The organism is Kitasatospora sp. NPDC048365, assembly GCF_043200835.1.
Classification (GTDB): Bacteria; Actinomycetota; Actinomycetes; order Streptomycetales; family Streptomycetaceae; genus Kitasatospora; species Kitasatospora terrestris.
Map to the genome: position 1 here is coordinate 1 of NZ_JBICYJ010000014.1, position 24,001 is coordinate 24,001.

The window sequence follows — 24,001 nt, forward strand, 5'->3', positions numbered from 1 at the left end:
GGCCGCCCCCCCCCCCCCGCGCCCCCCGCCCGCCCCCCCCCCGGCCCCCGGCCCGCCCGGGGGGGGGGGGGGGCCCCCCCCCCCCCACCCCTTGCCGGATGTCGACACAGACGACAGCGCCCCCGTTGTGACCGAAGTCACGACGGGGGCGCTGTCGTTGGCGGAGCCTAGTTGTCGCCGTCCTCGTCGATGAGGAAGCCCCGCATCGGCGCGGGCGCCTGCTGCATCGGCTGCGGCGGCTGCGGGCGGACCGCGGCCATCGGCTGGGTCATCCCGGCCGGGGCCATCTGCGGGGCACTGTTGCCGGGCTGGCCGCCGAAGCTCGGGGTCGCCCCACCGAAGTTGTTCTGGCCACCGAAGCTCGGGGCGCCGGAACCGAAGGAGTTCTGGCCGCCGAAGCTCGGCGTCGCGGACGACATCGCGCCGGCACCGGCGGGCGCCATCGACGACGCGGCCGGCGGCAGCGAAGCGGTGGCGGGGATCCGCGGCGGGGCGAGCGAGTCGTCGGCCTGCGACTCCAGCTGGCGCAGCTGGGTCTCCAGGTACGACTTCAGGCGCGTGCGGTACTCGCGCTCGAAGGCGCGCAGGTCCTCGACCTTGCGCTCCAGCGTGGCGCGGGCGGACTCCAGGGAGCCCATCGCGACGCGGTGCTTCTCCTGCGCGTCCCGCTCCAGGGCGTCGGCCTTGGCTCGGGCGTCGCGCTCCAGGCCCTCGGCGCGGCTGCGGGCCTCGCCGACGATCTTGTTGGCCTCGGAACGGGCCTCGGAGATCGCCTGGTCGGCGGTCTGCTGGGCGAGCGCGAGGACGCGGGCGGCGCTGTCGCCGCCGGGCTGCTGCTGCGGCTGCGGCTGGCCCATCGGGCCGCCGAGCGGGCCGCCCATCTGCTGCATCGGGGCGCCCATCGGAGCCAGCTGCTGCTGGCCGCCCATGGTCTGGCCCATCTGCGGCTGGCCCATCGGGCCGCCCATCGGCTGCAGCATCTGGCCGCCCATCGGCTGCACCAGCTGCTGCTGGCCGCCCATGGTCTGGCCCATCTGCTGCGGCTGACCGAGCTGCGGCTGGCCCATCTGCTGCGGCTGGCCCATCGGGCCGGCCGGGAGCTGCGGGGCACCGGACGGGAGGCCGAGCGGCTGGTTGCCCATGCCCTGCTGCGGGCCGACCATCTGCTGCGGACCGGGGCCCTGCTGCTGGCCGGGCACCGGGGGGCCGGATATGGCGGCGGGAACCGGCGCGCCGGGGCGCTGCTGGTCCTGCGGAGCCTGCTGCTCCTTGCGCATGTTGGCCTGGTTCTGCGCGGCGGCACGGGTGGCGGCGGCCAGCTTGGCCCGCAGGTCCTCGTTCTCGCGCAGCAGGCGGGTCAGCTCGGCTTCGACCTCGTCGAGGAAGGCATCGACCTCGTCCTCGTCATAGCCTTCGCGAAGCCGGACGGTCGTGAACTGCTTGTTCCGAACGTCCTCGGGGGTCAATGGCATCTCTTCACCTCAACGTGATCGTCGGCACACCGGGGATCCTGTCGTATCGCTCAGAACGACAGGGACCGCACGAGCGAGATCAGGACATACACAATGATCATCAGCACGAAAAAGGACAGGTCGAGCGCCACGCCCCCGAGACGCAACGGCGGAATGAAACGCCGAAGAAGCTTGAGCGGCGGATCCGTGACAGTGTACGTGGCCTCCAGCACCACGACCATGGCCTTGCCGGGCCGCCACGAGCGGGCGAACTGGAAGACCCAGTCCATGACGAGCCTGAAGAGCAGGATCAACAGGAACACGGTCAGTACCCAGTAGAGCACCGATCCGACGATCCCCATTCCGTCTCCCTCTCCCTGGCCGACGCCCCGTCAGTGACACGCTGTCAATGGATCCACACGTAAAGTCGTGGCCGGGTCAGCTCTGGTTGAAGAACCCACCCTCGGCGATCCGAGCCTTGTCCTCCGCCGTGACATCGACGTTAGCAGGCGACAGCAGGAACACCTTCTGTGTCACGCGCTCGATACTGCCGTGCAGACCGAAGACCAGTCCAGCGGCGAAGTCTACGAGTCGCTTGGCGTCCGTGTCGTCCATCTCGGTCAAATTCATGATCACAGGAGTCCCGCCGCGGAACTGTTCCCCGATGGTGCGGGCCTCGTTGTAGGTCCTGGGGTGCAGCGTGGTGATGCGGTAGGGCTCTCGTTCGTTCACTACCTTGGGCATGATCACCGGGGCGCTCTTCTCCACGTTGTGACGGCGGTCGGGTGTGATGGACGACACTGGTGCCATCCGCGGAGCCTCCTGCCGGATCGGCACGGCGGCGGGCACCGGCTGGGGCGCGATGTGCGCGACGGGCGCCGGCTGGGCCGGGGCGGGAGCGGCTGCCGCGGCGGCGCCCCGCAGGTCCTCGGTCCGACCGGTCCGGATCGGCTCGGGGTCCGCGTCGTAGTCGTCGTCGGGGTCGTACCCCTGGCCGTCGTACGTCTCGTCCTCCACGAGGCCGAGGTAGACCGCCATCTTGCGCATTGCGCCGGCCATGCCTTCTCCTCCGTTGCGCCGCCGCCCTCACGGCCCGATCGGCCGACGGCCCGTCAGGCCGGAAGGGTGGTTTACCGGTCAGCTGAAAGCTGCTAGGTTCTGTCCTATTTTGTCTTGCAGTCTGATCTACCTACTCGGTGAATTTACCCGAGCGGTGACCGCACACCGAGCACCGCCGTACCGACGCGTACGTGTGTCGCTCCGGCGGCGATCGCCTGCTCCAGATCCCCGCTCATGCCTGCCGAGACCATCGTGGCAGCCGGATGCGACGCGCGTACGGCGCTTGCGATTTCCGCGAAGCGGGCGAAGGCGGCGGCCGGGTCGCCGGCCAGCGGGCCGGCCAGTGGAGCGACCGTCATCACACCGTCCAGGCGCAGCCCGGGCGTGTCGGCGATCCGGTCGGCGAGCGCGGCGACCTCGGACGGCGCCACGCCCGCGCGGTGCTCGCCCTCCCCGTCCGCCTTGTCGAGCGCGACCTGCACCAGGCAGCCCAGCGGGGCGCGTTCGGCCTTCGCGACGGCGGCGGCAAGCGACTCGACCAGCCGCGCGCGGTCCACCGAGTGCACCAGGTCGGCGTAGCGGACCACCGAGCGCACCTTGTTGGTCTGCAGTTGACCGACGAAGTGCCAGGTCAAGGGGAGTTCAAGGCAGGTCTCGGCCTTGGGGGCGGCGTCCTGGTCGCGGTTCTCGGCGACGTCGGTGACGCCGAGGCCGGCCAGCAGCGCGGTGTCCTCGGCCGGGTAGGTCTTGGTGACCACGACCAGGGTCACGTCCTCCCGCTTCCGCCCGGCGGCGGCGCAGGCGTCGACGATCCGGCGCTCGACCACCTCCAGGTTGGTGCCGAGCTGTTCGTACCGGGAGCGCTGCCGGTCCGTCAGGGCGGCCAGCCAGTCGGGGCCGCCCGGGAACGGACCGTAGATGTCGTTCGTCATGAGTTATCGGAGCCCAACCAGACGTAGCTCGCGAGCCGCCCGGTCCGCTGCTCGCGGCGATAGGAGAAGTGGTCGGTCGACTCAAGGGTGCAGACAGATGATCGCACCAGCTCGGTGACGCCCGCTTCGGCGAGCTGCGCGGCGACGCCGGCGGCCACGTCCAGCGCGGGGGTGCCCCACGAGGTCTCGGCGTACGCGGCCGGGACGACGGCGGCGACCTCGGCGCGCAGTTCGGCCGGCACCTCGTAGCAGCGGCCGCAGACGGCGGGTCCGGTGGCGGCGGTGATCCGGCCCGGCTCGGCGCCGAGCCCGACCATCGCCCGGACCACGGCCGGGACGACCCCGGCGGCGAGGCCGGGCCTTCCGGCGTGCGCGGCGCCGACGATGCCGGCGACCGGGTCGGCCAGCAGCACCGGGGTGCAGTCGGCGGTCAGCACGGCCAGCGCCAGCGGGCGGTCGGTGACCGCGGCGTCCACGGTCGGCGCCTCGCCGTCGGGCTGCCGCGCCGTCACCACCGCGACGTCCGCGCCGTGCACCTGGTTCATCCAGACCACGTCGGCCGGGTCGAGCCCGAGCGAGCGGGCGGCGCGGGAGCGGTTCTCCCGGACGTGCGCCGGGTCGTCGCCGACGGCGCCACCGAGGTTGAGTTCCCCGTACGGCACGGTGCTCACCCCGCCCCACCGGTCGGTGAAGGCGAAGTGAGCACCGTGGGAAGAAAAGCGATCAGTCACTTCAGGCTGTGCTTACTTCAAGAAATCCGGGACGTCGAGCTCCTCGGCGGGGCTCTCCACGAACGGCTGGCGCACCGGCTGCACCTGCGGCGGCACCGGCGGCGCGGTGGTGGCGACCGGGGCCGGGGCGTCGGAGGCGCGGGACGGCTCCTCCGAGCGGGAGGTCACCGAGCCGATCGAGCCGTACGAGGGCCGGCCGGCCGGGCGCTCCGGGGTGGTGGCGGCCGGCGTGCTGCTGGCCTTCACCACCGGCTCGCGGACGATGGCCGGCGGCTGCCCGCCGTCGAAGCCGGCCGCGATCACGGTGACCCGGACCTCGTCGCCGAGGGCGTCGTCGATGACCGCGCCGAAGATGATGTTCGCCTCGGGGTGGGCCGCCTCGGAGACCAGCTGGGCCGCCTCGTTGATCTCGAACAGGCCGAGGTCCGAGCCGCCGGAGATGGAGAGCAGCACGCCGCGGGCGCCGTCGATGGACGCCTCCAGCAGCGGGGAGGAGATCGCCATCACGGCCGCGGCCTTGGCGCGGTCCTCGCCGCGCGCGGAGCCGATGCCCATCAGCGCGGAACCGGCGTCCGACATGACCGACTTCACGTCGGCGAAGTCCAGGTTGATCAGGCCGGGGGTGGTGATCAGGTCGGTGATGCCCTGGACACCGGAGAGCAGCACCTGGTCGGCGGAGCGGAACGCGTCCAGCACCGAGACCTGGCGGTCCGAGATGGAGAGCAGCCGGTCGTTGGGGATCACGATCAGGGTGTCGACCTGCTCGCGCAGCGCGGCGATGCCGTCCTCGGCCTGGTTGGCGCGGCGGCGGCCCTCGAAGGTGAACGGGCGGGTGACCACGCCGATGGTCAGCGCGCCGAGCGAGCGGGCGATGTTGGCCACGACGGGCGCGCCGCCGGTGCCGGTGCCGCCGCCCTCGCCGGCGGTGACGAAGACCATGTCGGCCCCCTTGAGGACCTCCTCGATCTCCTCGCGGTGGTCCTCGGCGGCCTTCCGGCCGACCTCGGGGTTGGCTCCGGCGCCGAGGCCGCGGGTGAGCTCACGGCCGACGTCCAGCTTCACGTCGGCGTCGCTCATCAGGAGGGCCTGCGCATCGGTGTTGATCGCAATGAACTCGACGCCCTTGAGCCCGACCTCGATCATCCGGTTGATGGCGTTGACACCACCGCCGCCGATGCCGACGACCTTGATGACCGCGAGGTAGTTCTGGGGTGCTGCCACGTCGAAGGCCTCTCGCCTCGGATTTCCGGAAAACCCGAACCCTAAACTTGACCTTTAGGGTTTGGGCTGTACGTGTGTCACTTCACTGTCGGACACAGCCTGGTGACACAGGACAGTAGGTCGCAAACGGCGCACGTTCAATGAACAACGCCGAGCTTCCCTTTTTCTTTTGAGCCTATGTGATCATCGCCCCCACGGGAAAACCGGGGGTGACGACCACACAGAACTTACCGGATCATCCCGACACAGCCGGTGCATCCGGCGCACTCACGTCATAATTGGCGGCCTTCCGCCCCAACAGGGCAGTCAGCACCACCGCTTTGCGCCCGGTCCGGTCGGCACTCCCCCAACGCACCGTCGCGCCGTTCGCCAACTGCAGCCGGATGTCGTCGTACGACAGGACCTTGAGCGACCCCGCCTGTTTGGCGACCTCCGGCGGAAGGCCCGCCGCCACCGTGATCGCCGCCCGCACCAGGGCCGGCCGGTCGATCACCGCCAGTGCATCGTTCGCAGGCTGACCGAGCTGCAGTTCCACCACCGGAACACCCTGCGGCGGCTCCGCCTCATTGGCGAACTCCACCCCGCCGGCGTCGACCTGGACGAATTTCCCGTCGGCGCCGCGGATCGCCGCGACCGGTTTGCGCTCGACCACCTTCACCCGCAACGTGTGCGGCCAGCCGCGCCACACCTCCACCTCGGCGACCCGGGGGACGGCGGCGATCCGCTTCTCGGCCTCCTCCAGGTCGACCCGGGCGAGCGGCCCCTCGCGCAGGCCGCCGAGCGCGGCGCTCACCTCGTCCTTCCCGAGCCGCCCGCTGTCCAGGCCCTGGACGGCGACGCCGCGGACGTCGAGCACCGAGGAGAGGAAGACCAGCCACCCGAGCACGCCGACCACCAACGCGGCGAACCCGCCGAGCACCAGCACCCCGCGCCGGGAGAGGCGGAGCCGGGGGGCCCGCTCCTCCCCGTACTCCTCCTCCAGCCGGTCCTCCAGCACCCGGGCCTCAGTCACGCCGGCGGCCGCCCCGGGACTGCTCCACGGCCTGGTACACCATCCGCACCAGCAGGTCGTCGGCGTCCCGGCGGCCGAACTCGGCGGCCGCGCGGGACATCTCCCACAGCCGGGCCGGGTCGGTCAGCACCGGGAGGACGTTCTTCAGCACCCAGTCCGGGGTCAGCTCGGCGTCGTCCACCAGCAGGCCGCCGCCCGCCTTCACCATCGGCTGGGCGTTCAGCCGCTGCTCGCCGTTGCCGATCGGCAGTGGCACGAACGCGGCCGGCAGGCCGACCGCCGCCAGCTCGGCGACGGTCATCGCGCCGGCCCGGCAGAGCATCATGTCGGCGGCGGCGTACGCCAGGTCCATCCGGTCCAGGTACGGCAGCGCCCGGTACGGCGGCATCCCCGGGATGTCGTCGATCTGCGGCAGTTCGTTCTTCGGGCCGACCGCGTGCAGGATCTGCACGCCGTACTGCTGCAGCCGCGGCGCGATCGCCTGCACGGTCTCGTTCAGCCGCCGGGCGCCCTGCGAGCCGCCGGACACCAGCAGGGTGGGTAGCCGCTGGTCGAGGCCGAAGTAGTGCCGGGCCTCCGGGCGGACGCCGCCGCGGTCCAGGGTCGCGATGGTGCGGCGCAACGGGATGCCGATGTACTGCGAGTCGCGCAGCTTGGAGTCGGGCGTGGAGACCGCGACGAAGTCGGTGTAGCGGGCGCCGATCTTGTTGGCCAGGCCCGGGCGGGCGTTCGCCTCGTGCACCACGATCGGGACGCCGGCCCGCTTGGCCGCCAGGTACGCCGGCATCGCCACGTAGCCGCCGAAGCCGACCACCACGTCGGCCTTGACCCGCTCGATGATGTCCTGCGCCGCGCGGACCGTGCCGCGCAGTCGGCCCGGGACGGTGATCAGCTCGGGGGTCGGCTTGCGGGGCAGCGGAACGGCCGGGATCAGGGCCAGTTCGTAGCCGCGCTCGGGCACCAGCCGGGTCTCCAGGCCGCGCTCGGTACCGAGGGCGGTGATCCCGCAGGTCGGATCGTGCCTGCGGAGCGCGTCCGCGAGGGCCATGGCCGGCTCGATGTGACCGGCGGTCCCGCCGCCGGCGAGTACGACATGCACCGAATTCACCGCTCCCTGCGCGTCGGCCGGGCGGCCTTGCGCACTGTGGTTTTACGTCGTGGCAGCACCCGGGCCAGGACGGGCCTGAGCCGGGAGGTCGAGCTCCGGGCAGCGAGCGCTGCCTTGGCCCCCGGGGAACTGCGCGCGAAGCAGAGCAGCACACCGACGGCGCACATGGCCGACAGCATGGCGGACCCGCCGTAGGAGAACAGCGGCAGGGGCACTCCCGCGATGGGGAGGAGCCCGAGCGCCGACCCCAGGTTGACCACGGCCTGGGCCATGATCCACGAGGTGGCGGCGCCCGCTGCGTACCTGACGAAGGGGTCCTTCGTACCGAGGGCCACACGGATACCCGCGTAGCCTAGTGCCGCGAAGAGGGCGAGCACCGACAGCGTCCCCACCAGACCGAGTTCCTCGCCCGTCGCGGCGAAGATGAAGTCGGTGTGCGCCTCCGGCAGCTGGCCCCACTTCTCCACCCCGGCGCCCAGGCCGGAGCCGAACGGGCCGCCCGCGGCGAAGGCGTACAGGCCGTGCAGCGCCTGGAAGCAGTTCAGGTTCGGGTCGGGTTTGGTGACGCCGACGCAGCCCAGCCGGTCGAGCCGGTGCGGCACGGTGATGATCAGTGCGGTGCACGCCACCACCGCGATGCCCAGCGTCGCGCCGAACAGCCGCAGCGGTGCGCCGACCATCCAGAGCAGGGCGAACAGCATCGCGATCAGCACCATGGTGGTGCCCATGTCGCCGCCGACCATGATCAGCATCATCAGCACCACCGTGCCCGGCACCAGCGGCACCAGCAGGTGCTTCCACTGGTCGAGCATGTGGTTCTTCTGCTTGCGGGCCAGCAGGTCGGCGCCCCACAGCAGCAGCGCGAGCTTGGCGAACTCGGACGGCTGGAGCTGGAAGAAGCCCAGGCTCAGCCAGTTCCGGTTGCCGTTGACCTTGTGACCGATCCCCGGGATCGCCACCAGCACCAGCGCCGCCACCACGCCGAACAGCAGCGGGTAGACGGCGGTGCGCAGCACTCTCACCGACATCCGGGCCAGCACCACGGCGATCGCCGCGCCGAGCAGGAACGCCACCAGCTGCTTGCGGAAGAAGAACGTGATCGACAGCCCGAAGTCGTTCACCACGCTCTGCGAGGCCGAGAACACCATCACCAGGCCCAGCACCACCAGCAGCAGGGTGGACCCGAGGATCAGGTAGTACGGCGTCAGCGGCCGGTCCAGCAGGAAGCCGACCCGCTCCCGGAACGCCCGCACCCGCGCGACCGGTCCCGCCGACTTGAACGTGGTCGTGGTCGCCGAGATCAGCCGCAGCTTCTCCCCCGTAGGTGCCGGCACCTTCTCCCCTTCAGCAAGCTGCGGTCGTCAGGGGCGGAGCGCCTGTACGGCCTCCGCGAAGAGGTCCCCTCGCTCGCCGTAGTTGGTGAACATGTCCATCGACGCGCAGGCCGGCGCCAGCAGGACGGTGTCGCCCGGCCGGGCGAGCTTCGCGGCCTCGCCGACCACCTCGGCCATCGCCACCGCGCCAGTCTGGCCCGTGGCGGCCTCGACCACCGGCACATCCGGCGCGTGTCGCGCCAGCGCGTCCTTGATCAGCTCCCGGTCCTGCCCGATCAGCACGGCGGCGCGCAGCCGCCCGGCCGCCCCGGTGACCAGCTCGTCGAAGGTCGCGCCCTTCGCCAGCCCGCCCGCGATCCACACCACCGGTTCGTACGCGGCCAGCGAGGCGGCCGCGGCGTGCGTGTTGGTGGCCTTGGAGTCGTCGATCCAGGTGACGTCGTCGACGACGGCGACCTCGGCGATCCGGTGGGCGTCCGGCCGGAAGGCCCGCAGGCCGTCCCGGACGGCCTTGGCGTCGACGCCGTACGCCCGGGCGAGGGCGGCCGCGGCCAGCGCGTTGGCGATGTTGTGCGGGGCCGGCGGGTTGACGTCGGCGACCGCGCCGATCTCGGCGGCGTTCTTGGCCCGGTCGGCGACGAACGCCCGGTCGACCAGGATCCCGTCGACCACGCCGAGGTTGGAGATGCTGGGCGCGCCGAGCCCGAAGCCGATCGCCCGGCAGCCCTCCTCGACGTCCGCGCCGCGGACCAGCTCCTCGGTCATCGGGTCGGCGAGGTTGTACACGCAGGCGACCTGGTTGCCCTGGAAGATCCGGCCCTTGTCGGCGGCGTACGCCTCCATCGAGCCGTGCCAGTCCAGGTGGTCGGGCGCCAGGTTGAGGACCGCGCCGGAGTGCGGCCGCAGCGAGGGCGCCCAGTGCAGCTGGTAGCTGGAGAGCTCCACCGCGAGGACGTCGTACGGCTCCTCGGCGAGCACCGCGTCGAGCACGGAGACGCCGACGTTGCCGACGGCGGCGGTGCGCTTGCCCGCCGCGGTCAGGATCGACGCCAGCATCTGCACGGTGGTGGTCTTGCCGTTGGTGCCGGTCACCGCCAGCCAGGGCGCCGGCTCGCCGGTGGCGGCGAGCGGCCGGCGCAGCCGCCAGGCGAGCTCGACGTCGCCCCAGATCGGCACGTCGGCGAGCGAGGCCTCGGTGAAGAGCGGGCTCTCGGGCGCCCAGCCGGGCGAGGTGACGACCAGTCGGGTGCCCTCGGGGAGGGTCTCGCCGTCGCCGAGCCGTACCCGTACCCCGACTGCCTCCAGCTCGGCGGCCTTGGCGCGCAGCCCGGGGCCGTCGCCGCCGTCGACCACGGTCACCTCGGCGCCGAGGTCGCGCAGCACGCGCGCGGCGCTGACGCCCGACAGGCCGAGGCCGGCCACCACGACCGGCAGGCCGGTCCAGTCGGGGTTCTCGGTCATCCGGTCACCCATCCCGCGTAGAAGAGTCCGAGTCCGACGGCGACGCACAGGCCCTGGATGATCCAGAAGCGGACCACGATCAGCACCTCGGTCCAGCCCTTGAGCTCGAAGTGGTGCTGCAGCGGCGCCATCTTGAAAACGCGCTTGCCGGTCATCCGGAACGATCCGACCTGGATGATCACCGAAAGGGTGATGATCACGTACAGGCCGCCGAGCAGGGCCAGCAGCAGCTCGGTCTGGGAGCAGATGGCGAGACCGGCCAGGGCGCCGCCGAGGGCGAGCGAACCGGTGTCACCCATGAAGATCTTGGCGGGCGAGGTGTTCCACCACAGGAAGCCGAAGCAGGAGCCCATCAGGGCGGCGGCGACCACGGCCAGGTCCAAGGGATCTCGGACGTCGTAGCAGCCCGCGGTGGCGCTGATGGTGTAGGCGCAGGACTGGCCGTACTCCCACACGCCGATGAAGGTGTAGGCGCCGAAGACCATCACCGAGGCGCCGGTGGCGAGGCCGTCGAGGCCGTCCGTGAGGTTCACGCCGTTCGACATCGCGGCGATCATGAAGTACGCGAAGAGGACGAACAGCACCGGCCCGATCGCCCACTTGAAGTCGCGGACGAAGGACAGGTGGTCGGAGGCCGGGGTGCGGCCCCGGCTGTCCTCGAACTGCAGGGCGAGCACCGCGAAGGCGAGCGCCACGAAGGACTGGCCGAACAGCTTGGCCTTGGCCCGCAGGCCGAGGGAGCGCCGCTTGACCACCTTGATGTAGTCGTCCAGGAAGCCGACCAGGCCCAGACCCACCGTCAGGAACAGCACGAGCAGGCCCGAGGCCGTGGGCGACTCGCCCGTTATCGCCTTGGTGGTGAAGTAGGCGATCAGCGTCGCCAGGATGAAGGCGATGCCGCCCATGGTGGGCGTGCCCTTCTTGCTGTGGTGCGCCTTGGGGCCGTCGTCCCGGATGTACTGGCCGTAGCCGTGCCGGGCGAGCAGCTTGATGAGCGCGGGGGTGCCCAGCAGGGAGAGCACCAGGCCGATCATGCCGGCGAACAGGATCTGCTTCACGAGGCAGCACCGTCCGCAAGCAGGGCCTCGGCGACCCTCTCGAGACCCACCGAACGGGAGGCCTTCACCAGGACCACGTCCCCCGGCCGCACCTGACTGCGCAGCAGCTCGATCGCCGCGTCCGCATCGGACACCAGCACCGACTCCTCACCCCACGAACCTTCGTTCCTCGCGCCCAGTTCCATGCAGGCCGCCTCGCGTCCGCCGACCGCCACCAGCTTGGTGACGTCCAGCCGCACCGCGAGCCGCCCGATGGCGTCGTGCTCGTCGAAGCTGTCCTCGCCGAGCTCCCGCATCTCGCCGAGCACCGCCCAGGTACGGCGGCGCTCCGGGCCGCGGCCGGCCATCGTCGCGAGCGCCCGCAGCGCGGCCCGCATCGAGTCCGGGTTCGCGTTGTAGGCGTCGTTGACGACGGTCACACCGTCGGCCCGTTCGACGACCTCCATGCGCCAGCGGGACAGCGCACCCGCCTCGCTGAGGGCTTCGGCGACGTCGTCGACGGGCATCCCGAGCTCCACCGCCACCGCGGCGGCGGCGAGGGCGTTCGAGACGTGGTGCTCACCGTACAGGCGCAGCTGTACGGCCGCGGAACCGGCTGGGGTGGTGAGCGTGAACGATGGCCGTCCGGTGTCGTCCAGGCGAACTCCGGTGGCCCGGATCCGGGCGTCCGGGCTCTCCCCGAACAGCACCACGCGGGCCTTGGTGCGGGACGCCATCGCCCGCACCAGCGGGTCGTCGGCGTTGAGCACGGCGATGCCGTCGGCGGGCAGCGCCTCGACCAGTTCGCCCTTGGCCTCGGCGATCGCCTCCTTGGAGCCGAACTCGCCGACGTGCGCGGTGCCGACGTTCAGCACCAGGCCGACGGTGGGCGGGGTGATGCCGCTCAGGTACTCGATGTCGCCCTTGTGCCGGGCGCCCATCTCCATCACCAGGTGACGGGTGGTCGGGGCGACCTTGAGCGCGGTCAGCGGGTGGCCGATCTCGTTGTTGAGCGAGCCGGGCGGGAAGACGGTCTCGCCGCGGCGCGTCAGCAGCTGGGCGACCAGGTCCTTGGTGGAGGTCTTGCCGGCCGAGCCGGTCATCGCGACCACCTCGACGCTCTCCGCCCTGGCGACCACCGCGCGGGCGAGCCGGCCGAGCGCGACGACGACGTCGTCGACCAGGATCGCGGGCACGCCGACCGGCCGCGTGGCGAGCACCGCGACGGCGCCGTCGGCGACCGCGCCGGCGGCGAAATCGTGCCCGTCCACCCGCTCGCCGCGGATGCACACGAACAGGCCGCCGGGCTCCAGCTGCCGGTTGTCGGTGACGACCGCGCCGGTGATCACCGCGTCCGGCTCGGCGCCGTCCAGCGTGCCGCCGACGGCGGCGGCGGCCTCGGCCAGGGTCAGTGCGATCACTGCTCCACCTCTCCGGTGCTCGGCGCGTGCGCGATCGCCTCGCGCAGGACCTCGCGGTCGTCGAACGGGCGGACCTCGCCCTTCACGTACTGGCCCAGCTCGTGGCCCTTGCCGGCCACCAGCACGGTGTCCCCGGCGTGCGCGCGGGCCACCGCCAGGGCGATCGCCTCGGCCCGGTCGGGCACCGCGAGCACCTCGCCGCGCTCCTCCTCGGGCACCCCGGCGGCGCCGGTCAGCATGGTGGCGAGGATCGCCAGCGGGTCCTCCGAGCGCGGGTTGTCGCTGGTCAGCACCGCGGTGTCGGCGAGCCGGGCGGCGATGGCGCCCATCGGCCCGCGCTTGTACGGGTCGCGGTCGCCGCCGCAGCCGACCACCACGTGCAGCCGGCCCTTGGTGACCTCGCGCAGCGACTCGCAGACCGCGGCCAGCGCGTCCGGCTTGTGCGCGTAGTCGACCACGGCGACGTACGGCTGCCCGGCGTCGACCTTCTCCAGCCGGCCCGGGACGCCCGGCACCGAGGCGACCCCGGCGACCGCGGCCGCCAGCGGGACGCCCGCGGTGACCAGGGCGGCGATCGCGCCGAGCGCGTTGGAGACGTTGAACGGGCCGGGCAGCGGCACCGCGGCGTCGGCCTCGGCACCGTCCGGGCCGACCACGCGGAAGGTGGAGCCGGCCGGGCCGAGCTGCACGTCCACCGCACGCCAGTCGGCCTCCGGGTCGCCGGCCGCCGAGAAGGTGGTCATCGGGATCGGCGCCTCGGCTGCCAGCCGCCGGCCGTACGCGTCGTCCCGGTTGGTGACGCCCCGGCGGGCCTTGTCGGTCTGGAAGAGCCTGGCCTTGGCCCGGAAGTAGTCCTCCATGTCCGGGTGGAAGTCCAGGTGCTCGGGCGTCAGGTTGTTGAACAGCGCCACGTCGTACACCACGCCGTCGACCCGGCCGTAGACCAGGGCGTGGCTGGAGACCTCCATGACCACCGCGTCCGCGCCGCGCTCGCGCATCACCGCGAGGACGCCGTGCAGGTCGGTGGACTCGGGGGTGGTCCGCTCGCTCTTGATCCGCTCGTCGCCGACCCGCATCTCGACCGTGCCGATCACCCCGGGCACCAGGTCGTGGCCGCGCAGGCCGCCCTCGACCAGGTACGAGGTGGTGGTCTTGCCGTTGGTGCCGGTCAGGCCGATCATCAGCAGCTGCTCGCTCGGCGCGCCGTACACGGCGGCGGCGAGGGTGCCCATCACGGCGCGCGGGCTGGGCACCACCAGCAGCGGGGCGCCGCAGTCGGCGGCCTGCTCGGCGCCGGCCGCGTCGGTCAGCACGGCGACCGCTCCGGCCGCGGCGGCCTGGGCGGCGAACCTGGCGCCGTGCACGTTGGCACCGGGGAAGGCCACGTAGACGTCGCCCGGGCGGACCGCCCGGGAGTCGTGGGTGACACCGGTGACCTGCGGGCCCTCCGCGGCGGGCAGCCCCAGCAGGCGCACCACCTCGGCGAACGGCAGCGCCGGCGCCCGCTCGGGGCGGGGCGGGCTCGCGGAGATTTGATCGGGTTTCGGCACGGCCGGAAGGCTATCGGCCCCGGGCCCCCCAGAGCCAAACCGACCGGAAGCGGACGTGACGCTGCTCACACCGGACGGCGTTCCGGCCTGCTCGGGGTGTTCGGGGGACGTGCTCATGGCCGCTTCTTTCAGGGTTTCCACTCGACGGGCAGGTTGGGCGCCTCGCTGCCGCTCGGCTGGACCCGCAGGGACTTCAGGGCGAACTCCATCACCTGCTTGAACACGGGGCCGCAGAGCTGGCCGCCGAAGTGCCCGTTGACCGGGTCCTGGATGACGCACGAGACCGTCACCCGGGGCTGGTCCGCCGGGGCGAAGCCGATGAAGGAGGCGGTGTACCCGGAGTACTTGCCGGTCTTCGGGTCCACCCGGTTGGCGGTGCCGGTCTTTCCGGCCACCCGGTAACCGGGGATCTGCGCCTTGGTGCCGGTGCCCTGCTCGTCGGTGACGACGGACTCCAGCATCTCGGTCAGCGTCTTCGCGGTCGCTTCCGTCACCACCCGGGTCTGCGCCCCGGCCGGCGCCGGGGTGTACTTCCCGTCCGGGCCGGTGGTGCCGGCCAGCAGGCCGGGCGCCACCCGCACCCCGCCGTTGGCGATGGTGGAGAAGACCGAGGTGGCCTGCAGGGCGTTGACCGACAGGCCCTGGCCGAACGGGATGGTGAACTGCTGCGAGCCGCTCCAGCTCTCCGGCTTCGCCAGGATGCCCCGGGTCTCGCCGGGGAAGCCGAGGCCGGTGGGCTGCCCCATGCCGAACTTCTGCAGGTACCCGCCGAGCACCTGGTTGGACTCCGCCTGGGTGTTGCCCAAGGTCTCGGCGGCCTCGATGGTGCCGATGTTGGAGGACTTGGCGAGGACGCCCGCCAGGGTCAGGTACCAGGTCTCGTGGTCGACGTCGTCGTGGAAGACCCGGTCCGAGCGCTGCAGCGTGTTGGGCACCGTGACGTGGGTGTCCCAGGTGGCCTTGCCGGTGTCCAGCACCGCGGCCATGGTCATCAGCTTGGCGGTGGAGCCCGGCTCGTAGGCGTCCTGCAGGGCGGCGTTGCCGAGCTGCTCGGGCCGGGCCGAGGAGAGCTGGTTGGGGTTGAAGCCGGGCGAGGTCGCCATCGCCAGGACCTGACCGGTCCTCACGTCCTGGACGATCACGTACCCCTTCTCCGCCCCGGCGTTGGAGACCTGGTCGGTGATGGCCCGTTGGGCCGCCCACTGGATGTCCGGATCGATGGTCAGGCGCAGGTCGGTGCCGGGCACCGGGTCCTGCCGGCTGCCGCCGGCGGTGGGCACCCGGCGGCCGCCGGCCGAGGCGTAGGTGGACTTGCCCGCGACGCCGGCCAGCTGCTGCTGGTACTGCAGCTCCAGGCCGCCGGTGCCGACGCCCTCGGAGTTGACGAAGCCGACCAGGTTGGCGGCCAGCCCGCCGGCCGGGTAGCTGCGCCGGGTGGACTCGTCCCAGAAGATCCCGGCCAGCGGGTTGGCGCAGGTGCCGTCGAGGAACTGCCGGCCGCCCTGCTCGGCGGGCTTGCCGAGCATCGCCTTCTGCCCGCGGCAGGCCGCGGAGTCGGTCTGCTTGGTCAGCGTGGAGCGCAGGTCGGCGATCTGCCCCTTGACCTCCGGGGTCTGCCGGGGGGCGAGCAGCGCGTACTGGCTCTTCGGGTTCTTCGGGTTGAGGTGCAGCGCGGCGGCGAGCTTCTCCTTGGGCTGGCCGAGGATGGGCGCGAGCAGCGCCGCCGCCTGCTCGGGGGCGTCCGGCAGGTGGGCCGCCTCGGGGGTGAGCATGGTCGGGTCGGCGGTGACGTCGTAGGCGTCCACGCTGGTGGCCAGCACGGTGCCGTCGGCGGCCGTTATCGAGCCGCGCTCGGCGGGGAGCACCGCCTGGACGTACTTGTTGGCCCCGGCCGCGGCGGCCAGCGCGTCGGAGTCCAGCAGCTGGAGCTGGACCAGCCGGCCGGCGAAGACCGCGAAGACCAGCGCCAGCGAGCCGGTGACCAGCCGCAGCCGGCGGCGCGGGTCGGCCAGCCGGATGGCGCGCTGCTGCGGACGGGCCGCCGGGCGCTGCGGGCGGCGGGCGGCCGGGCGCCGGGGGTCGGTGGTGCGGCGCGGCTCGGCGGCGCGCCGGGCCTCGGCCGCGCGGCGCGGGTCGGGCGTGCGCGGACGCGGGGCGCGGGGCCGCGGCTCCTCGCCCCGCGGGCGGGCGGGCCGGGGCGGGCGGCGGTCGCCGGAACCGCCGGCGGGTCGGCGCGGGGTGCTCATCGGCCGCCTCCCGCCGGGGTCGCCGGGTTGGCCGCGCCGGGGCTCTGGCCCGCGGGGTTCGCGGCGGCCGGGCTGCCCGGCGCCGGGGAGGGGGTGGCGGGCGGGAGCGGGGCCAGCTCCACCCCGAGGTCGCCGGAGGAGGGGGTGGGCGAGGGGCTCGCCCCGGACTGCCACAGGTCGTTGCCGGTGCGCTTGACCGGCGGGCTGTCCTGCGCCTCCTTGGGGGTGCCGAGCACGCTGCCGTCGTCCTTCAGGAAGGCCGGGTCGCCGCCGGGCACCATGCCGAGCTCGCGGGCCCGGCGCTCCAGCGCGTCCGGTGCGGACTGCTGGTCGATCTGGTGCTGCAGGGTCTGCAGCTGGTCGGTCGCCTCGGTGGTCTGCTTGCGCAGCTTGGACAGGGTGAAGGAGCCCTCGTTGATCGCGGTGTTGAGCATCAGCAGGCCGAGCAGTCCGGCCGAGAGCAGCACCACCACCAGGACCGCGAAGGGCGTCCGCCCCCGTACCTGCCGGGCGCCCGGCCGTACCGTGATGCGTGCCCTGCCCGCCTGCCCGGGGAGCACTCCGCTGCCCCGCACCCCGCCCGCCACCGTGCTTCTCCCTCTGGCTCGCCCTCCCCCAGGCCGGTTCAGCCCCGGGTCTCCCTGATCCTCTCCGCCACACGCAACCGCACGGGCGCGGCGCGCCGGTTCTCCTCGATCTCCTCCTCGGTGGCCAGCTCGGCACCTCGGGTGAGCAGCTTCAACCAGGGCTGGTGCTCCTCCGGGACGATCGGCAGCCCGGGCGGGGCGGTGTTGGTGGCACCGGCCTGGAAGTACTGCTTGACCAGGCGGTCCTCCAGCGACTGGTAGGACATCACCACGATCCGCCCGCCGAGCGCGAGCCGCTGCAGTGCCCCGGGGATGGCCCGGTCGAGCACCTCCAGCTCGCCGTTGACCTCGATCCGCAGCGCCTGGAAGGTGCGCTTGGCCGGGTTCCCTCCGGTGCGCCGGGTGGCGGCCGGGATGGCGTTGCGTACCAACTCGACCAGACGCGCGCTGTTGGTGAACGGTTCCTTCTCGCGTTCCCGCAGGATCACCGAGGCGATCTTCCCGGCGAACCGCTCCTCGCCGTAGACCTTGAGGATCCGGGCCAGGTCGCCGTGGCTGTAGGTGTTCAGCACCTCGGCGGCGCTCAGGCCGCGGGTCTGGTCCATCCGCATGTCCAGCGGCGCGTCCTGGGCGTAGGCGAAGCCGCGGTCGGCCTCGTCCAGCTGCATCGAGGAGACGCCGAGGTCGAAGAGCACGCCCTGGACCCGGGCGATGCCCAGGTCGTCCAGCACCTGCGGGATCTCGTCGTAGACGGCGTGCACCAGGGTGGCCCGGTCGCCGAAGCGGGCCAGCCGCTCGCCGGAGAGCTTCAGGGCGGACGGGTCTCGGTCGACGGCGACCAGCCGGGCCTCGGGGAACTGGGTGAGGATCGCCTCGCTGTGCCCGCCGAGGCCGAGGGTGGCGTCGACCACCACCGCGCCGGGCTCCGCGAGCGCCGGGGCGAGCGCGTCCATACAGCGCTGCAGCATCACGGGGATGTGCTTGGGGGCCGGAGTTTCGCTGCTCATGGGGTCCACGGCCCTTCCTCGGTGCAGTTGTGGCGGGTCCATTCTCGCGCACCGCCCCCGCAGGTCCGTACGCCACCCGTGGTCCCCGCCCGCTCGCCCGGGGAAGGAAGTGACCGCCCGGCACCGGGGAAGGTGCGCCAGGTGGGCACTGGAGCGGGAGGAGGCCGCGGGCCGCGTACGGACCGGGGCGGCCAGCCTATCGCGCACCCCGGACCAGTCAACGCACCTCGTCGGCGCACCACCCGGGCGGAGGTACCGGGGCAAACCGGTCAGTGCGCTGGAGCCTCGCTATGGGCTCGGTCACAGCCGGCGACCAGGCGGTGGCGGCCCCCTCCACGGCAGCGGAAATCCGATTACCGTCGTCCCCATGACCGTGACCCCCGACCGGCCCGCGCCGTCCGCCGCTGCCAGCTCCGAGCCCACGATCACCGACCGGTTCGTCGAAGCCAACCGGGTCTACGCGCAGACCTTCCGCGACGGCGGCATGGACGCCCGCCCGGTGCAGAAGGTCACCGTGGTGGCCTGCATGGACGCCCGGCTCGACCTGTTCGCCGCGCTCGGCCTGGACCTCGGCGACGCCCACATCATCCGCAACGCGGGCGGTGTCGTCACCGACGACACGATCCGCTCGCTCACCATCAGCCAGCGCGCCCTGGGCACCCGCTCGGTCGTGCTGATCCACCACACCGGCTGCGGCCTGCTCGGCCTGACCGAGGACTTCCGCCGCGAGCTGGAGCTCGAGGTCGGCCAGCGCCCGCAGTGGGCGGTGGAGTCCTTCGTGGACCTGGACGGCGACGTCCGCCAGTCCATGACGCGCGTCCGCACCTCGCCGTTCCTGCTCCACAAGGACGACGTCCGCGGCTTCGTCTTCGACGTCCACACCGGCCTGCTCCGCGAGATCGCCTGACCCCCGGCGTCTCCGGGGCCCACTGTCGTGCTCCCGGAGCCGCCCAAATTGGGACAGTGCACGCATTGTCGCCCACCTGAGTGACTTCTGGCCTCCTGACAGGGAAGAATGCGCCTGGTTCTTCGGGGAAACACGCATTGGGAGCGGACGGGTGACGACCTACAACGGACAGGGCGCAACGGCGGGGGCCTCGCAGCGGGAGCCGGTCGATCTGGCGGAGCTGGCGGCGGTCGTCGACCGGGTCCGGGCATCGGTCGAGAGCGTCATCGAGGGCAAGCCCGAGGCGGTGCGGATCGCACTGACCGTGCTGCTCGCCGAGGGCCACCTGCTGCTGGAGGACGTCCCCGGCGTCGGCAAGACGATGCTGGCCAAGGCCCTGGCCCGCTCGCTGGACTGCAGCGTCCGCCGGATCCAGTTCACCCCGGACCTGCTGCCGTCCGACGTGACCGGCACCAACGTCTTCGACCAGCACCAGCGCGACTTCGAGTTCCGGCCGGGCGCGATCTTCGCGCAGATCGTGGTCGGCGACGAGATCAACCGGGCCTCGCCGAAGACCCAGTCCGCCCTCCTGGAGTCGATGGAGGAGCGCCAGGTCACCATCGACGGCACCAGCTACGAGCTGCCGTCGCCGTTCATGGTGATCGCCACCCAGAACCCGGTCGAGATGGAGGGCACCTACTCCCTCCCGGAGGCCCAGCGGGACCGCTTCATGGCCCGGGTCTCGATCGGCTACCCCAGCCCCGAGGCCGAGTACGCGATGCTCGACCTGCACTCGGCGGCCAACCCGCTGGAGGACCTCCAGCCGGTCGCCCACGCGCACGACCTGCTGAAGCTGATCGACCTGGTCAAGACGGTGTACGTGTCCGACCCGGTGCGCCGCTACGCGGTCGACCTGGTGGGCGCCACCCGCACCTCGCCGGAGCTGCGCCTGGGCGCCTCGCCGCGCGCCACCCTGCACCTGGTCCGCGCCGCGAGAGCGCACGCCGCCCTGGACGGCCGCGACTACGTGCTGCCGGACGACATCCAGGCGCTGGCCGTGCCGGTCCTCGCGCACCGCCTGCTGCCGACCTCCGAGACCCAACTGAGCCGCCGCACCTCCGAGCAGGTGGTGCTCGACCTGGTGGCCCGACTGCCGATCCCGCGTCCGCAGGGCCGCTGACATGGCGCGCTCCGACAACCCCGCCGGTTTCCGGGCGGGGCTGCGCGGGCTGACCACCCGGGGCCGCTCCTTCCTGGCCGCCGGCCTGACCGCGGCGGTCTGCGCGTACGTCTTCGGCCAGGACGCGCTGTTCCGGGTCGGCGTGCTGCTGGCCACCCTGCCGCTGGCCTCCTCGCTGCTGCTGATGCGCACCCGCTACCGGGTGGCCGGCGGGCGCCGGCTCTCCCCGCACCGCGCGGCGGCCGGCCAGGAGGCCCGGGTCCACCTGCGCCTGGACAACGTCTCCCGGGTGCCCACCGGCCTGCTGCTGCTGGAGGACCGGGTGCCGTACGTGCTCGGTCCGCGCCCGCGCTTCGTGCTGGACCGGGTCGAGCAGCACGGCTACCGCGAGGTCTCCTACCGGGTCCGCTCCGACCTGCGCGGCCGCTACCAGCTCGGCCCGCTGCAGCTGCGGCTCTCCGACCCGTTCGGGATGTGCGAGCTGACCCGTTCCTTCGCCGCCTCCGACCTGCTCACCGTGGTGCCGCAGGTCCAGGACCTGCCGGCGGTCACCCTGCCCGGCGAGTGGGGCGGCCAGGGCGACTCCAACACCCACGCGCTGGCGCTGGCCGGCGACGACGACGTGATCCCGCGCGAGTACCGACACGGCGACGACCTGCGCCGGGTGCACTGGAAGTCCACCGCGCGGTACGGCGAGCTGATGGTGCGCCGCGAGGAGCAGCCGCTGAAGGCCCGCGCCACCGTGCTGCTGGACACCCGGGAGATCGCCCACCGCGGCAGCGGGCCGGCCTCCTCCTTCGAGTGGGCGGTCTCCTGCGCCGCCTCGATCGGCGTCCACCTGGTCGAGCGCGGCTACCAGACCCGGCTGCTCACCGACACCGGCGTCTCGGTGCCCGAGCCGGGCACCAGTGCTCCGAGCATCGCCGAGGCCGCCGGCCTGCTGCTGGACACCCTCGCGGTGGTCGAGCACTCCGACGGCGGCGGCCTGGCCCGCGCCGAGGACGCGCTCCGGGCGCACGGCGAGGGCCTGCTGGTGGCGGTCCTCGGCTCGCTCGACGAGGAGCAGGCGGTCCGTCTCGGCCGGCTGCGCCGCCGGGCCGGCGGCGCGGTCGCCCTGCTGCTGGACACCGCCAGCTGGACCGGCCTCGGCACGGTGCTGCCCGGCTTCGGCGAGGACACCGCCCACGAGGACAACGTGGCCCGGCTGCGCCAGGCCGGCTGGACGGTGCTCCCGGTCAAGGCCGGCGACTCGCTGCCCCGGCTGTGGCGGGCCGCCGACCGCACCCAGAACTCGACGGCCTATCGAAACGAGGTGGGGGCGTGACGACGAGGGCCAAGCTGACCTTCTGCGCGGCGCTGGCCACGGCGCTGGCCGCGCTCAGCCTGATGCCGCTCTTCAACGAGTCGATCCGGCTGATCCCGCACGGGCTGCTGATGATCGTCGCCACCGCCGGCATCGGCGCGACCCTGCGGGTGCTGCCGCTGCCGCGGATGCTGGTGGTCCCGCTCCAGCTGCTCGCCGTGCTGTACCTGCTGCTGCTGACCTTCGTGCAGCCCTCGATGGCCTACGGCGTGCTGCCCGGCCCGAAGGCCCTGGACGCGGTCGGCGCGCTGCTGAACTCCGGCGGCAACGACATCGGCCAGTACGCCATCCCGGCACCCGCCACCGACGGCCTGCGGCTGATCGTGATCGGCGCGGTGTCGCTGGTCGCCGTCGCGGTGGACGGCCTCGCGGTGACCTTCCGCCGGGCCGCGGCCGCCGGCCTGCCGCTGCTCGCCCTGTACTCGGTCGGCACCGGCCTGGCCGGCAGCGCCGGCGCCGCCTGGCTGTGGTTCACCACCGCCTCGATCGGCTACCTGGTGCTGCTCTTCACCGAGGGCCAGGACCGGCTCTCCCGCTGGGGCCGGGTCTTCACCGGCGCCGGCCGCACCAGCGGCGGCCTGTCGCACAGCGGCCAGCGGGTCGGCGTGATCGCGCTGCTCGCCGCGATGCTGCTGCCCGCCTTCCTGCCGAACGCCGGCACCGGCCTGATCGGCGGCTTCGGCAACGGCACCGGCACCGGCACGGGCCCCGGCGTCGGCGGCGAGCGCTCGCTCAACCTGGTGGTCGCGCTCACCGCCAACCTGCGCAGCTCCGACGACACCGAGCTGCTGCGGTACACCACCGACCCGGGCGCCGCCGAGCAGATGTACCTGCGGGTCGCCGCACTCAGCGACTTCAACGGCGAGGAGTGGAAGATCGGCGACCAGAACCTGGAGAACGTGCCGCCCGGCCCCCTCCCGTCGCCGGAGGGCCTCTCCTCGTCCATCGCCACCGGCTCGGTGCGCACCACCGTGAAGATCTCCGACAAGCTCTCCACCACCTGGCTGCCGATGCCGTACCCGGCCGCCTGGGTCGAGGTCGGCCCGACCACCAACTGGCGCTTCGACCGGGGCGCCCGGACGCTGTCCACGGTCGGCAGCCAGAAGCTCAACAACCTGCAGTACGCGGTCGGCTCGACCTCCGTCCAGCCGACCGCCGCACAGCTGCGCGCCGCCGGAACGGCCCCGACCGCGATCACCAACCGGTACCTGTCACTGCCGCCCAACCTCCCGCCGGTGGTCGCCGCCACCGCCGCCGAGGTCACCCGCGGCAAGCGCACCGCGTACGACCAGGCCGTGGCGCTGCAGCAGTACTTCACCAGCGGCGCCTTCACGTACAGCACCAAGGTGGAGCCGCGCACCGGCCCGGAGGCGATCGCCAAGTTCCTCCAGGAGAAGGACGGCTTCTGCGTGCACTACGCCGCCACCATGGCGGCGATGGCCCGCTCGCTGAAGATCCCGGCCCGGGTCGCGATCGGCTTCACCGCCGGCACTGGCAACGACACCAACCGGATCGTCCGCAGCTCGAACTTCCACGCCTGGCCCGAGCTGTACTTCCAGGGCATCGGCTGGCTGCGCTTCGAGCCCACCCCCAACCGGGGCGTGGTGCCGGACTACACCCGTGAGCAGGTCGCCCCGGCGCCCAGCGCCACCGCCCAGCAGCCCACCGCCGCGCCCACCGACTCCGCCGCGCCCGCGCCGTCCGCCAGCAGCAAGTGCAGCGCCGAGCAGCGCAAGGCCGGCGCCTGCGAGGACGAGAGCCAGGTCGCCGAGCAGAAGAAGACCGCTCCGGCCTGGTGGCAGAACTGGACGGTGCTGGTCGCCGTCCTGGGCGGCCTGGTGGTGCTCGCGCTGCTCGCCACGCCGATGCTGTGGCGGGCCCGGCAGCGCCGACGCCGGCTCGGCGCCGGCCGGCACGGACCCGGCGGCGGACGGAGCGAGCTCAGCGACGCGCAGGTGCTCGCCGCCTGGGCCGAGCTGATCGACTCCGCCTGGGACCTCGGCATCCCGCCGGACGACGCCCGCACCCCGCGGCACACCGTCCGCCGGCTCACCGAGCAGGCCGAGCTCGGCCCCGAGGCCGCCGCCGCGGCCGGACGCGTGGCACTTGCGACCGAACGGGTGATGTACGCCCGCTCGACCGAGGCCCCGACGCAGCTCGCCACCGACGTCCGCACCGCCCGGGACGGTCTGCGGGCCCGGGTCGGCCGGGCCGGACGGATCCGCGCCGTGCTGCTGCCGGCCTCCGCCGTCCGCCTCCGGTGGACGATCACCGACCGGGTCGCGGCCGTCCGCGACCGGGTCACCGGCACCCTCGGCCGGGTCTCCGCCGCGGTGACCGGCACGGTCGCCCGGCCGCTGCGGCGCCTGCGGCGCCGGAAGAAGGACGCGTAAGCGCAGCGAGAGGGCGGGCAGT

General features: G+C 72.9%; 20 protein-coding genes. 4 read left to right on the plus strand and 16 right to left on the minus strand.

Annotated elements, in window-relative coordinates; translation table 11 throughout:
* Positions 1 to 167: 167 nt before the first annotated feature.
* From ACGFX4_RS16445 to rsmH, 16 genes are all read right to left on the minus strand, one after another.
* Entirely contained in the window at positions 168 to 1,472 is a 1,305-nt protein-coding gene (locus ACGFX4_RS16445; protein WP_393074126.1) for a DivIVA domain-containing protein, read from the minus strand.
* A 50-nt stretch (positions 1,473 to 1,522) separates the two neighbouring features.
* Positions 1,523 to 1,813 carry a YggT family protein gene (locus ACGFX4_RS16450; RefSeq protein ID WP_253799182.1) on the minus strand — a complete coding sequence of 97 codons (291 nt, stop codon included), beginning with the start codon at positions 1,811 to 1,813 and terminating at the stop codon, positions 1,523 to 1,525.
* A 76-nt stretch (positions 1,814 to 1,889) separates the two neighbouring features.
* Positions 1,890 to 2,510 (minus strand): cell division protein SepF, encoded by a 621-nt coding sequence (locus ACGFX4_RS16455; protein ID WP_345696612.1) that lies wholly within the window; start codon positions 2,508 to 2,510, stop codon positions 1,890 to 1,892.
* Between the two features lie 143 nt (positions 2,511 to 2,653).
* Positions 2,654 to 3,442 carry a YggS family pyridoxal phosphate-dependent enzyme gene (locus ACGFX4_RS16460; RefSeq protein WP_393074130.1) on the minus strand — a complete coding sequence of 263 codons (789 nt, stop codon included), beginning with the start codon at positions 3,440 to 3,442 and terminating at the stop codon, positions 2,654 to 2,656.
* Complete coding sequence (pgeF, locus tag ACGFX4_RS16465; RefSeq protein ID WP_393074133.1) at positions 3,439 to 4,173, minus strand: peptidoglycan editing factor PgeF; 735 nt, start codon at positions 4,171 to 4,173, stop codon at positions 3,439 to 3,441. Before pgeF ends, ACGFX4_RS16460 begins: the two co-directional genes overlap by 4 nt.
* 12 nt (positions 4,174 to 4,185) lie before the next feature.
* Positions 4,186 to 5,394 carry a cell division protein FtsZ gene (ftsZ, locus tag ACGFX4_RS16470; RefSeq protein ID WP_393074136.1) on the minus strand — a complete coding sequence of 403 codons (1,209 nt, stop codon included), beginning with the start codon at positions 5,392 to 5,394 and terminating at the stop codon, positions 4,186 to 4,188.
* A gap of 235 nt (positions 5,395 to 5,629) precedes the next feature.
* Entirely contained in the window at positions 5,630 to 6,406 is a 777-nt protein-coding gene (locus tag ACGFX4_RS16475) for a cell division protein FtsQ/DivIB (RefSeq protein ID WP_393074139.1), read from the minus strand.
* A complete protein-coding gene (gene murG, locus ACGFX4_RS16480; RefSeq protein WP_345696617.1) occupies positions 6,399 to 7,505 on the minus strand; it encodes an undecaprenyldiphospho-muramoylpentapeptide beta-N-acetylglucosaminyltransferase in 1,107 nt (368 codons plus the stop codon). The genes ACGFX4_RS16475 and murG overlap by 8 nt, the downstream gene beginning before the upstream one ends.
* 5 nt (positions 7,506 to 7,510) lie before the next feature.
* Positions 7,511 to 8,848 (minus strand): putative lipid II flippase FtsW, encoded by a 1,338-nt coding sequence (ftsW, locus tag ACGFX4_RS16485; protein ID WP_393074143.1) that lies wholly within the window; start codon positions 8,846 to 8,848, stop codon positions 7,511 to 7,513.
* A 27-nt stretch (positions 8,849 to 8,875) separates the two neighbouring features.
* Positions 8,876 to 10,309 (minus strand): UDP-N-acetylmuramoyl-L-alanine--D-glutamate ligase, encoded by a 1,434-nt coding sequence (gene murD / locus ACGFX4_RS16490; protein WP_393074145.1) that lies wholly within the window; start codon positions 10,307 to 10,309, stop codon positions 8,876 to 8,878.
* Positions 10,306 to 11,367 carry a phospho-N-acetylmuramoyl-pentapeptide-transferase gene (gene mraY / locus ACGFX4_RS16495; RefSeq protein ID WP_345696619.1) on the minus strand — a complete coding sequence of 354 codons (1,062 nt, stop codon included), beginning with the start codon at positions 11,365 to 11,367 and terminating at the stop codon, positions 10,306 to 10,308. Before mraY ends, murD begins: the two co-directional genes overlap by 4 nt.
* A complete protein-coding gene (gene murF / locus ACGFX4_RS16500) occupies positions 11,364 to 12,767 on the minus strand; it encodes a UDP-N-acetylmuramoyl-tripeptide--D-alanyl-D-alanine ligase (RefSeq protein WP_393074148.1) in 1,404 nt (467 codons plus the stop codon). The genes mraY and murF overlap by 4 nt, the downstream gene beginning before the upstream one ends.
* Complete coding sequence (locus ACGFX4_RS16505; protein WP_393074151.1) at positions 12,764 to 14,434, minus strand: UDP-N-acetylmuramoyl-L-alanyl-D-glutamate--2,6-diaminopimelate ligase; 1,671 nt, start codon at positions 14,432 to 14,434, stop codon at positions 12,764 to 12,766. Before ACGFX4_RS16505 ends, murF begins: the two co-directional genes overlap by 4 nt.
* Positions 14,435 to 14,445: 11 nt before the next feature.
* Positions 14,446 to 16,563, minus strand: a complete 2,118-nt coding sequence (locus ACGFX4_RS16510; protein WP_393074154.1) for a peptidoglycan D,D-transpeptidase FtsI family protein — start codon at positions 16,561 to 16,563, stop codon at positions 14,446 to 14,448.
* On the minus strand, positions 16,560 to 17,150 hold the full coding sequence (locus ACGFX4_RS16515; protein ID WP_393074157.1) for a cell division protein FtsL: 591 nt from the start codon (positions 17,148 to 17,150) through the stop codon (positions 16,560 to 16,562). The genes ACGFX4_RS16510 and ACGFX4_RS16515 overlap by 4 nt, the downstream gene beginning before the upstream one ends.
* 38 nt (positions 17,151 to 17,188) lie before the next feature.
* Positions 17,189 to 18,157, minus strand: coding sequence for a 16S rRNA (cytosine(1402)-N(4))-methyltransferase RsmH (gene rsmH, locus ACGFX4_RS16520; RefSeq protein WP_393074160.1), 969 nt, complete (start codon positions 18,155 to 18,157; stop codon positions 17,189 to 17,191).
* A gap of 367 nt (positions 18,158 to 18,524) precedes the next feature.
* Between rsmH and ACGFX4_RS16525 the strand changes: the two genes are divergently transcribed.
* The 4 genes from ACGFX4_RS16525 to ACGFX4_RS16540 all read left to right on the plus strand — a co-directional run bounded on the left by ACGFX4_RS16525 (position 18,525) and on the right by ACGFX4_RS16540 (position 23,979).
* Complete coding sequence (locus tag ACGFX4_RS16525) at positions 18,525 to 19,064, plus strand: beta-class carbonic anhydrase (protein ID WP_393074163.1); 540 nt, start codon at positions 18,525 to 18,527, stop codon at positions 19,062 to 19,064.
* 151 nt (positions 19,065 to 19,215) lie between these two features.
* Positions 19,216 to 20,223, plus strand: coding sequence for an AAA family ATPase (locus ACGFX4_RS16530; protein ID WP_393074166.1), 1,008 nt, complete (start codon positions 19,216 to 19,218; stop codon positions 20,221 to 20,223).
* Between the two features lies 1 nt (position 20,224).
* A complete protein-coding gene (locus ACGFX4_RS16535) occupies positions 20,225 to 21,547 on the plus strand; it encodes a DUF58 domain-containing protein (RefSeq protein ID WP_393074168.1) in 1,323 nt (440 codons plus the stop codon).
* Positions 21,544 to 23,979, plus strand: a complete 2,436-nt coding sequence (locus ACGFX4_RS16540; protein ID WP_393074171.1) for a transglutaminaseTgpA domain-containing protein — start codon at positions 21,544 to 21,546, stop codon at positions 23,977 to 23,979. The genes ACGFX4_RS16535 and ACGFX4_RS16540 overlap by 4 nt, the downstream gene beginning before the upstream one ends.
* Positions 23,980 to 24,001: the final 22 nt, after the last annotated feature.